The organism is Paenibacillus sp. FSL H7-0942, from assembly GCF_045040715.1.
GTDB lineage: Bacteria > Bacillota > Bacilli > Paenibacillales > Paenibacillaceae > Paenibacillus > Paenibacillus amylolyticus.
On the sequence record NZ_CP150279.1, the window covers coordinates 6,023,377 to 6,038,937 of the forward strand.

Below are 15,561 nucleotides of genomic sequence, written 5' to 3' on the forward strand. Positions count from 1 at the left end.
TCAACGATCCTCGACGCTCTTGACTGCATCGTCAATGCTCAGACTACCGGCTTCAATATCTTTAAACAGCTGTTCAAAATCATCCACCGGTTGGACTGGCTCAGCAGCCGGTTTTATTTCCAGCTTGGTCATTACAAATTGGGATAGCGCATGTACACTGGTGTACGAAAATAGATGGATCAGTTTCATCTTGCCTGGATAGGCATCTTCGAGCAAAGAAAATAAACGGTTTAACAGGATGGAATCTCCGCCCAGATCAAAAAAGCTGTCGTGGATATCCAGTTCTTCAAAACCAAGTACTTCGTTATACATGCCTGCAATCTGCCGTTCGATGCTGTTGTAATCCTCGCCGTCTTTCCCTTTGAGCTCAACATGTACATTCGCCGATTTGTTTCGTTTGGCTGCAACAGGAGCCACCTGCCGCGACTCTTCCAACTTCTCGGCTTCCTTCAGCCTGTTCGTCATCTCTTCCGAGAATCGGAATGGAAACTTGGTCAATAGCGCTTTGGCAAACCGTGGATGGTATGTAAATTCCCCGATTAACACACGCGGCACCTCTTTGTTCAATGCTGCCAAGAATCCGGCCGTTGCCTGTTCGGTCGGAAGGGCTTTCGTAATGGCGTCCACATTAAAACCGTAATCAACAGACATACCCGCTTCTTTCCAAGAAGACCAGTTGATAGACAAGGTCTTCAGACCACTTTTGCTGCGTGAGTAAGACAAAGCATCCAGATATGCATTGGCCGCTGAATAATCTCCTTGTCCAACCTCACTTGACAGAGACAGACCGGACGAGAAAAAGACCATGAAATCAAGTTCATCCTGCCGGGTCAGTTGGTCCAGTATCCAGGCTCCCTGCACTTTGGGATGAAGGACTTCGTCAAACGTTTCCTGGGTTTTGCGGATCAAATATCCAACCGCCGGTACCCCTGCACCGTGAATCACACCCGTGATGGACCCATGCTTCTCCCTGACATCGGCCAGTACATCCTGCATCGCTGCATGATCCGATACATCGGCTGCATAACAGGACACTTCCGAACCCTGTTGTTCAATCTCCAGGAAATTGCGGAGACGAGCAGCCATCTTGGATTCTAGCTCAGGGTCGTTAAGAAGTGTCTCCCATTCCGATCTTGCCGGAACTGGGGTACGCCCAATCAGTACAAGCTTGACGTCTGCTTGGGAAGCGAAGAATTTTGCCATTTCCTGACCAATCCCGCCTGTACCCCCAGTAATGACGTACACACCATCCTGTTGAATATGGACAGGAGAATCTGTCAACTCATCGGCTGGAACCTCACCCAATTCCTCGATATAACGAATCCCATTACGATAGGCAGAGGTATAACTCTGATCTTGGGAACCTATTTCCTGAAGCAGTTCATCTGCCCCCGTACTCTCGTCCAGATCAATGCTTCTACAAGTAATATGCGGATATTCCAGGGCGAGTACTTTGCCCAAACCGTATAACGAGGCCGCTTCTGGAGAGAGTCGGCTTTCACTGGTTGTGACTTCGTAGACCTGTTCGGAGACCAGCATCATATTCAGTGCGTTGTCACTTCCGTGCTCAATCAAGGCACGAATCAGATAAAACAGGCTATATACCCCTTTTTGCTGACGTTGTTCCAAAGCCTGAAGTGTACGAATTTCCGTGGAATCCGGGACTGCAAAGAGATGCACAATGTCACTGATGGACGTTTCTCCCAACGCTGCAAACAACTCCCCAAAGTTGCCTTCCGAACCATTTACCGTAAATGATCCGTCCGGTCCCTGATTGAAAGATTCTCCATAACAGACCTCAATCACTTGGCGCCCCGACTGCTTAAGACGTTCAATCAATTCACTTCCTCTGTTACCCTCATCCTTCAAAACCAGCACTGCACCTGTTCCTTGAATCGGCTCCGGCTCTGTTAGATCTGCTCTCCTCCAGTTCATCCGATAGAATCGGGCTGGCGTCGGTTCTTCCGAGTCCGCATTGCTGTTATTCGCGATAGCGGCGGTACGAGCTGCCTCAGGAACTTCAAACCAGCAGCGAGTCCGGGTAAATGGATAGGTCGGCAGACTTGTTTTGCGTAGCCCGTCCCCTGTGTATAGAAGCTCCCAGTTCAGTTCTGCACCTTGTATATAATGCATTCCAATCTGGTCCAGTATGGCCTGTTCAGCCTGATACCCCTTACCCATCTTCGCCAGTTCCGGATTCAGACTCATAGACCGATGGCCCGTATGCCCTTCTTCTCCACCTATGGCTGGTGAATCTGGACGGTTTTGATCGTTGCTGACCTTGTGATAACCGTAATAAATCCCTGGACTTCGATGTCCATTGGGTCCTACACTTTTGCTTAAATTCTCATCCGCCGATCCGATCATTCGTCCAGCCTCAATTAAGCGAAGTTGAAGCTCCTCCGCATCCTGCCCGGTGACCAGTAAACGGTATGAATAGTGGCCCCTTCCCGTGTTGGCGGTATAACATACAGAAGGTACATGCTGAGATTCAACTTGAGAGAGCACGTTAGCATATTCCGTAATCAGGGTCTGGAGAGCTGCCTCCGTTTTGGCCGATACGGTTAGAAGATGTCCTCCCTCCACTTCCTGCTCCTTAACCGTAGTCGTCGGCGCCTCTTCCAGCACGATGTGGCAATTGGTTCCACTGATGCCAAATGCACTAACACCGCTACGTCGTGGTGTTGCATCGGTATCCCATTCCCGCAATCGGGCATTCACATAGACCGGGGAAGCCGCAAAGTCGATGGCCCGATTCGGTCTGTGAAAATGTTTGGAAGCAGGAATCTGTTTGTGTTGCAGTGACAGAGCAGATTTGATCAAACCCACGACCCCAGCCGCCTCCGACAGGTGGCCGATATTGGTTTTGACCGAGCCGATCCCGCAAAATTGACTTTTGCCGGTGTGACGCCGGAATGCCTGCTCAATCCCTTGTACCTCTAGGGGATCACCCAGCATGGTGCCACTGCCATGCGTCTCAATATAAGAGACCGTCTCGGGATCGATACCCGCATCTGCCCAGGCTTGAAGAATCGCTTCGGTCTGCGCCTCTGGGTTCGGGGCGGCGATACTAATAGATTTACCATCCTGGTTTACGCCATAACCTTTAATGACAGCATAGATCTGGTCACGATCTTCCAACGCTTTATCCAGCGGTTTGAGCATCACTACTCCTGCGCCTTCACCAATGCCCGATCCGTCCGAATCGTCATCAAAAGCTTTGGTTCTCCAATCTGTCGACTCAATCCCGATTTTGATATGATCACTCTTTAAAGGAACCAGATTAATCTTGATTCCCCCAACGAGTGCCTGATCACATTGCCCCTCCTTGATCGCCTGACAGGCCAGTGTAATGGCCACCAGAGAGGATGAACAAGAGGTATCCACCACCATGCTCGGCCCTTTCAAATCCAGTAAGAAGGATAACCGACCAGCCGCTACAGAAGCCAGATTACCCACAAGCGAGTACGCAAAGGATTCCGGTTCCGCATCGTAGATAAAACGTGAGTACAAATCCCTAATATTGTTGGACAGGCCCAGATATACACCGGTACGACTGCCCGTCAGTTTTCCGCCTCCATACCCTGCATCCTCGATCGCCTTCCATGCCGTTTCCAGAAACAGTCTGTGGTTGGGGTCTGTAAGACTAGCTTCTTTGGGTGACATTTTAAAATAGGCGTAATCAAATTTATCAATCTCATCCAGATAGGCATTTTCATTAAATTGAATTTCGTCTGGCGACATGCCCAAATATTGCAGATACGACTGGATGTCCGGCACTCTGGATTCGGGAAAGGAACGAATGCTGTCCGTGCCACTGACGATGTTATCCCAGAATTCGACAGGAGATTCAGCCTGCGGCAACTTCAAAGCCATGCCCACAATGGCAATATCTTTGGCAGCATTGGTTGACCCGGACGCCGTATAAGCGTCCTCTTCCGCTTTGAGCTTTTTGAGTAGCTGCACGGCCACGGTTTTATCCAAGCTTCCGTCTTGCAGATGTTCCATGACAAACTTGTATACACTCTCCACCACAGTTCCTCCTTTACAGGTTAATCAGGTTATTCAATGCCTGCTGCAGCGTAACATCGCCGCTTTCCATCTGGTCGATTACACGCTTCAAATCCTGCTCCATGTCTTGTGGCTTCGAAGTAGACTTCTCATCCATAAAACGAGCCAACCTAGTAATATTGGAGTTCGCAAACAAATCCGTGACTTTGGTCAGACCAGGAAACTGCTGATCGATCCGGGCCTGTACCTGTATAAGGACGATGGAATCGGCACCCATTTCGAAGAAACTATCCCCTACATTAATTTCATGAAAACCAAGCATCGTTTTACAGATGGTGGCGAGTGCCTTTTCAGTCGGTGTATAGGATGCATCTGATTTACCTGTCAAAACGACTTCTCCGTCACGATCCTCTGACGAGGATGCTGGAAGACGCTTGCTTGCCAGCTGCTTCATCCGTTGGTCCAGTTGAACGCGAATAGAGGAAGAGAGATCAAACGGACTTTTGGCCAGTGCGGATATCAATTGACCCTCATAATGAATCTGGCCAATAAGTACTCGGCGAACCGAGGATTGCCGCATCACCAGAGACAATTGATTCATCGCCTGCTCTGTCGGCATGGCTTTGAACAACGTATCTACAGCAAACCCGTGCTCGGCTGACATGCCGGTCTCCTTCCAGGTAGACCATTGCACAGTCAGTGTGCGCTTGCCCATCATCGATCTGTAGTCAGCATACGCATCCAAGTAGGCATTCGCCGCAATGTAATCCGCCTGTCCCGGGGCGCTGAAGACCGAAGCAATCGATGAATAGAGCACCATGAAATCGAGATGATCCTGTTCAGTAAGTTGATCCAATACCCAAGTGCCATGCACTTTGGGAGAGAAGACCTCGGTGAATCCTGCCTGAGAACGGCTTGTGATCATTTCAGAGCTTCCGACCCCTGCACCATGGACAATCCCTTTGATTTTCCCGAATGTAACCCGAAGCTGATCCAGAAGTACACGCATGGCATCTAGATCCGACACATCTGCAGCATGGCAACTAACCTGATGTCCCCGGCTCTCCAGTTCACGAATAACTGTGATTTGATGAATCACTTTGAGTTTGGATTGTTCTGCAACAATGGCATCCCATTGCTCACGTGCAGGCATCGGTGTACGGCTGATTAATGCAAGATTTACTGGAGCATCGGAAGCCAAATACCGCGCGGTTTCCAGTCCAATTCCACCTGTACCGCCTGTAATGATGTATACACCATCGTTGTCAAAAACAAGTTCGTCTTCAGGAGGTGCTGATTCATTCAACGCTCTGAACTCCTGAACATACCGAGTTCCATTTCGATAGGCTACCTCATAATAGGAAGATGAAGTGCCGATCTCTTTCAGCAACAGATCCAGAGACGAACCTTCATCGATATCAATACAACGGTAATGAATCTGTATGTTTTCCTTGCCTACCACTCTGCCCATTCCAAAGGCAGAAGCCAGATGAGGTTTCATCCGCTCCGTACCCGTAATGGAATTGACCTCACGGGAAATCAGAACTAACTCGATGGGTTGACTCAGAGAACTGGACAACAACGCTCGAATAAACCGGAAGAACCCATACACACGTTCATTTAGAACAGACTCTAATGATTCCATGTCACTGGATTTACTTGCTGAATGTTCCTCACTACCAACACCGTTCAGATACACAATTCTTGAAAGTTGGTCTAGGCCCACCTGTTGCAGCACACGCTCATAGGCTTCCACTTGTTCCACATTTCGACTGTCCGGGTCAGATCGCAGAACATCCGTCTGAAGTACGGAATATACCTGCATCCCCGACTGCTCCATACGTGCCGCTATCTCAGCTGCATAATCGGACCCATCCAGAAGTACCAGTGTTGTGCCGTCGCTCACTTCGATCTGCTGATCGGAATCCCCTTTCGCTATCCCCTTCTGTTGCCATACCAGCTCGTAGGCTTCCGGTACCGCTCTGGTGCTCACTTGCGTGTATACCGAAGACTGCTCGGGAAGATCCACCCAGCAGCGTGTATTATCGTATGGATACAATGGAAGACTGATTTTACGAATTTCTTCTTCCCTGTACATCAGGCTCCAATCCACGTCACTGCCTGTGGTGTACAATTTGCATAATTCATGTAGTACTCCCGGATCTGAAGATTCCATGTATCGGGATAGGCACTCTCTACCCTCCTGCTTCAAAATGGACTTCTCCTGGCCCGTCAATTCGTAGTTCTTCCCTTCGTTCTTCTCTGTTACGACCTTATGCATTCCGTAATAGAGCTGATGCTCACCTACGGATTCGAGATCTGATGTAGCGAGTCGTCTCAGCTTCACGAGCAGATCGGACGTGTCCGTCACGCCAAAGGCGACACGATAAACATGATGCCAGCGCCCCGTATTCGCGGTATAACAGATGTTTTTGAGCGGAAGTTCCTGGTGACGTTCCGAGATAAAACGAATATAGTTATCAACCAGCGCAAGTAACGACTTGCAGCTCTTGGCACTTAGCGTGAATACTTCCACTTCTCTCGAAATCTTCCGCTCCTGAATAATAGGCGGCTCTTCCAGTACCAGATGGCAGTTGGTTCCGCTAAACCCAAAGGCACTGACTCCGCAGCGAAGCGGCTCGCCGTTTCCATCCCATGGTCTCGATTTCGTATTGACATACAACGGTGAATCCTGAAACGAAATGGATGAGTTGGGCTTATCAAAATGAAGCGTGGGTGGCAATATCCGATGTTTCAAGGCCATAGCCGCTTTAACCAGACTGCCCACACCAGCTGCTTCAAACAAATGGCCTATATTGGACTTGACCGAACCTATAGCAACAAACTGATTCTTGTCTGTATATCGGCGCAGGGCCGTAGTAAGTCCATCCATTTCAATTGGATCACCAAGTTTCGTCGCTGTACCATGCGTTTCCACGTAACCAATGGTAGATGGATCAATACCGGCATCCTGCCATGCCTTCACAATAACATCCGTTTGCGCTTCAGGATTCGGAGCCGTAATGCCAATCGAAGCTCCATCCTGATTAATGGCACTTCCTTTGATGACTGCATAAATATTGTCTTTATCTGCAATCGCTTTGCTTAGTGACTTCAATACCACGGCGGCTCCGCCTTCACCAAGCCCCGAACCATCTGCTTCCTGATCAAATGGCTTGGTTAATCCATCCGAAGACTCAATGCCGACTTTCAAATAATCATGATCCAACGGACTGAGGCTGATCCGTGCACCAGCAACAATCGCCATCTCGCAATCACCATTACGAATGGCCCGGCAGGCCAGATGGGTAGCGACAAGTGATGCAGAACATGCCGTGTCGATGACCATCGTAGGCCCCTTGAGATCCAGTGGATAGGCAATACGGGTCGGCATCATGGCTGTGATATTCCCTACAATGGACATCGGATATTGATAAGGATCAAGATCACAGATCATTTTGAGATAAGAATCGTTCAGGCTACTGGCAAAACCCATATAGACACCCGTATTTGTTCCTTCGATGCGTCCCCCGTAACCTGCATCCTCTACCGCATGCCATGACGTCTTCATGAATAACCGCTGAATCGGGTCCGTTAATCCGGCCTCCTTCGGAGACAAGCGGAAATATTTATAATCGAATTGATCAATATCATCCAGAAATGCACCCTGAAGGTACTGTACTTCTTTGTCCGAACCCAGTCTTGCATTCATCCATTGATGATAGGCATCCATGTCTTTTTTGCGTCCCTCTGGAAAATCCGTTGTACAGTCCACACCGTTCAGGATGTTGTCCCAATACTGCTCTGCCGTATCTGCCATTGGCATTTCAGCAGCAATCCCAATAATGGCGATGGCCTCATCCTCTTCAACAGTTGGTTTCTTTTGCTCCAGAGGAGCAGCAGCTTTTGCTTTTACAGCGGCGCCGTTACCCTGATTCACATGTAGTGCCAGCTTATGAATGGATGTATGTGCAAATAAATGAGCTATCTTCACTTTCCCGGGAAACTCCTCGTTAAGCCTCTCATGCATACGGATCAGCATGATGGAGTTGCCCCCGAGATCGAAGAAATTATCGTAGATATTGATCTCCTGATAGCCCAGTATCTCACTGTATATGCGCGCAACCTGCTGCTCGGTTTCCGAATAGCGACCTTCCTCATTCCCGGAAAGATCTACGGGCCCCGTATGTTTCTCCTGTGGTATGGTTCGGTTCGGACGATGTTGCGCTCCTTGGTCAGCGATTTCCTTACTGCGCTTCACTCCGGCTTCCAGCTTATCAGACAACCGGAACGGGAACTGCCCAAGTGCAGCAAGATGTTTGCTTCCATAATTCATTGCACCGATAAACACTCGGGAGAGCCGTCTGCTCATGGCCGCTTCCATCGCTGCAATCCCATCCGTTGTCGGAATGGTCTTGAACATGCCATCCACATTGATCCCAAATTCCACGGACATTCCAGTTTCCTTCCACGATACCCAATCAATGGAAAGTGTTCTACGTCCCTGTCCCGTCCTCCATGCCGCGAAGGAGTCCAAATAACAATTGGCAGCCGTATAATCGCCTTGTCCAATTTCACCGATGACAGATATACCGGAGGAGAACAATACCATAAAGTCCATGTCTTGATCTCGCGTCAGTTTCTCCAGAATCCAGGTTCCCTTCACCTTGGGTCCAAGAATGGTCTGGAACTCATCATCGCTTTTGCGATATAAAAATCCGTCTCCGGGAATACCTGCTCCATGAATAACACCATTTATATTTCCATAGCGGTGAGTGATATCCTGAATCACTTCCGTCATGCCCACAACATCGGCCAGATCCGCACTGTAATAATGAACGGTTGCACCCAATGCTTCCAGTTCAAGGATGCCTTGCATTTTGGTACAGCGGGAGTCTTGGCCTGTTTGCAGTATGCCTTCCCATTCTTCCTTTGCTGGAAGAAGTGTCCGACCAACAAGCGCCAGCTTCACTGGCTTCGAAGAAGCCAGAAACCGTGCTGCTTCCAGACCAATACCGCTTGTACCACCCGTCACAAGATATACACCATCTGGACGCACCTCGAAAGGCACGCTCTCACTTTCATTAAGGTCTATCTCTGTGAACGTCTCCGTATAACGCTGTCCTTCACGATACGAAACAGCATAAGCTTCACCGTTTATATGTCTTTCCCTGAGGATGTCCTCCGTACATATGGACTGATCCACATCTACAAATTTGCTCCGAATATGTCCATACTCCTGCTGGATCACCTTACCCAGTCCCATCAAGAGTGCATTATGAGGGGTGATCCTCTCTTCTCTGCCTGTGACGTGTCCGGCGTATTCAGCAATCAGGTTCAGATGAATCTCTTCGGCGAAGCCTTTGCTCATCAGTGCCTGAACCAGATAGACAGGTGAGTAGAAAGCCTCCTTTTGCCTGGCTTCAATAGATGCCAAATCTTCGGGATAGAATGAACTCCCCATCATGGACATATAGATGATTTCAGTAATTTCACCGTCTGTGTACATGTTTAATAGCTGCGAATAAGCTCCCGGCATATCTCCGCCAACTTCGTATTGGTCCTCCGATATTTGCTGGAACTGGTCACCCGGTCTCACATGGACTACCCGGCTGCCTTCGCCTTTCAGCCCAGCCGACAATTCCTGTTCCAGTTCGGTTCCGTTACCGATAATCATTACTGTGCCTGAAGAGGAAGGTGCCGAGGTATCCGAAGTCGCATCCCCACGATCCTCTACCCAGCGAACGGTATGAAAGTAGTCTTTTAACGAAACAGCTGACGGGTCCTGAATATCAATCCAGCATCTGCTGGGCTCAAACGGATACGTAGGTAAACTCAGCTTCTTGACCTGTCGCCCTTGATATAGCTGTCCCCAATCCATCGTTGCACCCTCAGCATAGAGTACAGCCAAATCCCCGAGTGCTGTTTCATCCCACGAAAGTAGACTGGCAGCCAGTTCTTTGATCCTCTCTTGTGCCTGAGATGATTGACGTCTGGTGCGCTCACGTTCTTCCGAATCCATTCGCTCGGCTCCCGTAGGCTTAGGAGCAGGAGCACCGGCATAGACTCCTTCTTGTGTCTTCAATTGTGCCCAAGGTTGTTCCAACAAGTGGATCAGTTGAGTTGTATCCTCCACAAGCAGGGACAAGCGATGTTCATAATGTCCACGTCCTGTAGCTGCCGTATAACACACACTCGCAACAGGAGCTTCACGATTCTCCTTCAAGAAACGTTCATACCGCTGGAGCAATCGAACCAGTGCTTCTTCCGTCTGAGCCGAACACACAAACAGATGCTTGCCTGAACCCAGATTATCTCCCGGGTCTTTTACAGTAACAGCCGGAGCTTCCTCAAGCACGACATGGCAATTGGTTCCGCTGAATCCAAAAGCACTGACACCACATCTGCGCGGGATTCCCTCCTCCGCCTCCCAGGGTCGGAGTTGTGTATTTACATACACTGGTGTCTGCTCAAACCGGATGTTGCGGTTGGGTTTGGCAAAATGAAGGGATGGCGGGAGCTTCTGATGTTTCAAGGCCATCACCGCTTTGAGTAATCCTGTCACGCCTGCACATTCATATAAATGACCGATATTGGATTTCACAGAGCCGATCGCGCAAAATTGTTTTTTGGATGTAAACTGTTCGAAAGCGTTGGTAATCCCTTTAATCTCAATCGGATCTCCCAATTCTGTTGCTGTACCATGGGCTTCAATATAACGGATCGTCTCGGGGTCTATCCCCGCTTCTTCCCAAGCCTTCACGATCGCTTCCGATTGGGCCCGTGGATTCGGTGCGGTTAGTCCAATGGATGTTCCGTCCTGATTGGCAGCAGTACCCTTAATGACGGCGTAGATATGATCCCCATCTTCAATGGCCCGACTTAACGGTTTCAGAAGAATGGCAGCCACACCTTCACCAACACCTGCCCCATCTGAGGCATCATCAAATGTCCGCGTCTCCCCGTCCGAGGACTCAATGCCAAATTGCTCATATTTATTAAAAACAGGGAGCGTATTCACCTTCACCCCACCCGCTATCGCTGCATCACATTCACCACTTCGGATCGACTGACAGGCCATATGGACGGCAACAAGGGATGAGGAGCATGCGGTATCCACCACCATGCTGGGGCCTTTCAAATTCAGCAAATAGGATATTCTTCCTGCCAGTACCGCCGTCACATTGCCCGTTACCGAGATGGAGATGGATTCCGGTTCTACATCGGCGATAATATTGGCATAATTATCTCGGGTGCTGCTGTAATATCCTACATACAATCCGGTATTGCTGCCGGATAACCTCGCACCTCCATAACCTGCATCTTCCACAGCTTCCCATGCTGTCTGGAGAAAAATTCTCTGGTCAGGACTCATCAGGGCTGCTTCTTTGGGTGTCAGCTTAAAATAGCGATAATCAAACTTGTCCACTTCATCCAGATAAGAGCCTTTAATAAAGCTTAACCCGTCTTCATCCTGCTGTTTGAAACGTACATATTTCAGAACATCCTCTTGTCTCGCTTCAGGGAACTCCACAATTGAATTCACTTTGTTCTCAATATTGCTCCAGAACTCCTCCACATGATCAGCCATGGGCATATGCGCAGAGATGCCGATGATGGCAATATCTTCACGAGTGTTCTTTTTCTGCTGTTTCAACAGTGTGATCATATCAATCGCCGTTTTTTTGTCGATTTTGCCACCAGATGTATTCTCAATAATATATTTAAGCAACTGTTCCAATGTATCGTCCCCTTACATATCAGATATGTTTTAATCCTTTGAGCATATCCTCCATGCTGATCGTGCCATCTTCCAACTGATCAAAAAGAGAATGGACTTCCTCGTCCAGCGCAATTGCACCACCTGTAGGCGCCTCTACCTGCTTGCTCTCCCGTTTATTGCCTGTTTTATCAGCCAGATATCCACCCAGTCTATGCACAGACGGATGTTCGAACAGATCTGCAACAACGAGTACTCCCGGATACTGACGGTCAAGTTGTGCATACATTTGTTTCACCAGTATCGAATCAGCTCCAAGTTCGAAGAAACTGTCATGAATATGAATTTCATTAAAGCCCAGTACGGCTTGGCACACATCCGCAACCTGCTTCTCCCATGGAGTGTATTCTCCGTCATCCGCACCATTCAGTACGGCATCCTGTCGGGCTACACTTTGCGGGGTCACTGGAGCCTTCGGTGATGATGTCTGCTGTAGACGTGAATCAATCCAGTTCTCCAGTTCAGGAGAAAGTCTGAACGGATAGTTGCGGATCATCTTCAACATGCCACGGTCTGTCGACATCTGTCCTATCAATACACGTTCAATCTGACGCCCTTCCACCTGATCCAGCCACGCCAGAGCCTCTTTATTGGTCATGGCTTTGAATAAGGTGTCCACTCCGTACCCGGTTGCAGCAGCTGCGCCTGTTTCTTTCCAGGTAGACCAGTTGACGGTCATCGTTCCGTCCAACTCCCGGTTGCGGTAGGCTGCGTAGGCATCCTGATACGCATTGGCAGCGACATAATCCGCCTGTCCCGGCCCGCTGAATAACGTTGCAATGGATGAGAACATCACAAAAAAGTCTGGATTGTCCTCTCTGGTGAGTTGATCCACAACTTGGGTTCCTTGCACTTTAGGGCGTAATACGCATTCAGCTTCTTCTATCGTTCTGTCCTTAAGCGGATGATCTCCACCTACAGCGACCCCAGCCCCATGAATGACACCTGCAATGCGGCCGTATTGCTGACGCAGTTCACTCAGAATGACTCGCATGGATGCTTCATCTGAAATATCTGCTTGGTAAGAGAGAACCGTGGCCCCAGCAGCCTCCATTTGTTGCACAGATCGGATTTTCTGAACTAACGCATCGTTGGAATCTGCTGCTACAATGCTGTCCCACTCCCCTCGAGTAGGAAGCGCAGTTCTATTCACCAGCGCAAGTGTGATTCCCGGGTATCGCTCCGCAAGTTGTAATCCAATCTCCAGCCCAATACCGCCCAGTCCGCCAGTAATGAGATACAATCCGTCATTGCGAATCTTGTAGTCCCGCTTAGGATATTGACTAGGGTCCATCGCTTCAAACTGCTGAATGTAACGAGTGCCCGCACGATAAGCTACACCATAATCATCACTTTCATGATCCAGTTCGGCCAGAATATCCTGGAGCGAAGTTTCCGCATCCACTTGGATGGAACGGCATTGCAGACGTGAGTCTTCTTTGCGCCCAGCCAAACCCAGACCAAACATCAGGGCAGCCTGAGGAAATACATTTTCTTCGGTTCCGGTAATGGAATGGATTGGATTCGTCAACAACACCACATCAACAGGCTCCGACGATTTCGTACGGATCATTTCCTGAAGAAGATAGAAAAATGGATGAAAGGACTGTTGCTGTTGAATATAGATGATCTGGGTGATCATCAATTCTCCCAAGTGAGCCCATAATTGCTCCATGCTCTCACGCTGGTGTGAAATGACGTACTCCCCGGAAGATACTTGAAGGAATGAAGGTCCATCAAACACTTCAATGAGCTGACGACCCTGCTTCTGTAGTGCCTTACGCAGAGAGCGGTCCTCTCTTTTTTCATCCATAAAAATAACGACATGACCTTCCGATAACTTCCGATCTGAATTGCGTTCCGGTTCACAGACCCAGCCCAACTCATAATGGTGTATGTTCTCCATAGTGATGGCACTTGTCTTGGTTTGGGTATAAGGAGCAGATAGCTCAATCCAGCACCGATGAGCTTCAAATGGATACGTTGGAATGCTGATTCGGCGAACATCCTCACCCGAATACAGACTTGGCCAACTTACCTCCCCACCACCAAGATAGGTTTCACAATGATCCGTTAAATGCAGTTGATTCGACTCCGGGACTGGCTGCTCTCGAATGGAGTGCAACCCGTCTTCTTCAAGTGCAACCAGTTGGGCGAGCAACTCCTCTTTGCTTGAAGCAATCCGTACCAGACGGTGTTCATAATGGGTTCGGGATGTGCCTGCCGTGTAACATATATCTGCTAACGTGTGATCGGTTGTTTTCAGATACTTCGTATATTTGGATATATATTGTTGCAGTGATTGAAGCGTCTTCGCTGAAAGGGGGAACAGATACTCCCGCATCTCAGTTTCGCTGGTGGTTTCCACTGCACCCGCCTGCTCCAGTATGAGATGACAATTGGTTCCGCTGAAACCAAATGCACTGACACCCATACGCGCAGGTGCACCCTCAGCAGGCCAGATCCGGTTACGTGTATTCACATACACAGGCGTTCCACTAAAATCAATATTGCGATTGGGGCGATCAAAATGCTGAACCGCTGGTAAAATCCCTTTTTTTAAGGACAATACAGATTTAACAAGCCCTGTAATGCCAGCGCTTTCATACAAATGTCCGATATTGGACTTTACTGAACCGATGGCACAAAATTGCCTCTTATCGGTGTATTGCTCAAACGCCCCCTTAATGCCGTCGATTTCAATCGGATCCCCCAAGACAGTCCCTGTTCCATGGGTTTCAATATACGAAATACTTTCAGGGTCGACCCCCGCAGCTTTCCACGCCTTCACAATGACCTCACTCTGGGCTCTGGCATTCGGCGCTGTAATCCCCATGGAGTTCCCGTCCTGATTAATGGCACTGCCCTTAATGACCGCATATACCTGATCCTTGTCCTTGATGGCATCCTGAAGTGGTTTTAGCATAATAACCGCCGCACCTTCACCTATTCCGGAACCATCTGAGCTATCATCAAAGGGACGTGTCATGCCATTGGACGATTCGATGCCCATTCGGTAGTAATCCTTGTCCAGAGGAAGCACATTCAGTTTTACGCCTCCTGCCAGCGCCATGTCACACTCACCCAAACGAATGGCATTACAGGCATGATGGACTGCAACCAGAGATGAAGAACAGGCCGTGTCCACCACCATACTCGGTCCTCTCAAATCAAGAAGGTATGATAGACGGCTGGGTAAAATGCAAGACAAATTGCCTGTGACCGAGATCGGCAAAGACTGTGGTTCCACATCATGAATCATTTCTTTATACCGATAACCTTCCAGATCCGAGACCAATCCCACATATACTCCTGTGTTGCTGCCCGCCAGCTTCTCACTGGTATATCCTCCATCTTCAAAAGCGGCCCAAGCCGTCTCCATAAAGATACGTTGGGCCGGATTCATCAAACTGGCTTCTTTCGGTGTAAATCGAAAAAAAGGATAATCAAAGGTATCGATATGTTCCAGATAAGAACCGTCCAAGTATTGGGCATCTTCACCAGTGTTCATTTTACGAGAGATATAATTATCGGCATCCTGGCGTCGCTGCTCCGGCAGATCCCTCGTACAATCCAGACCATGTAACAAGTTATCCCAGAATTGTTCCGCATCATCTGCCAAGGGCATACGAACACTGAGTCCAACGATGGCGATATCACCCGGACGGATGGCAGTTGTAGTTGGGGCTGGAGGCGTCTGACCAGACGACTCCGTCTGATTGGTGTCACGAATACCCAGTTCACTGAAATCCATCAGTTTGTTTTTCATT

The 15,561-nt window shown here is 48.9% G+C and carries 3 protein-coding genes; all 3 read right to left on the reverse strand.

Annotated features, from left to right (window positions below; translation table 11 throughout):
* From MHI48_RS26595 to MHI48_RS26605, 3 genes are read right to left on the reverse strand one after another with little or no spacing between them, the layout of a single operon-like run.
* Positions 1–4,032, reverse strand: coding sequence for a type I polyketide synthase (locus MHI48_RS26595; protein ID WP_076328851.1), 4,032 nt, complete (start codon positions 4,030–4,032; stop codon positions 1–3).
* Positions 4,033–4,045: 13 nt separating this feature from the next.
* The gene (locus MHI48_RS26600; RefSeq protein WP_076328850.1) at positions 4,046–11,752 is read right to left on the reverse strand and encodes an SDR family NAD(P)-dependent oxidoreductase; all 7,707 of its coding nucleotides are present in this window, start codon (positions 11,750–11,752) and stop codon (positions 4,046–4,048) included.
* A gap of 19 nt (positions 11,753–11,771) precedes the next feature.
* The gene (locus tag MHI48_RS26605) at positions 11,772–15,560 is read right to left on the reverse strand and encodes a type I polyketide synthase (protein ID WP_076328849.1); all 3,789 of its coding nucleotides are present in this window, start codon (positions 15,558–15,560) and stop codon (positions 11,772–11,774) included.
* Position 15,561: the final 1 nt, after the last annotated feature.

Excerpts from the sequence above, each read along its gene's own strand:
- MHI48_RS26605 (WP_076328849.1), bottom strand. The coding sequence starts at position 15,560 with ATGAAAAACAAACTGATGGATTTCAGTGAACTGGGTATTCGTGACACC.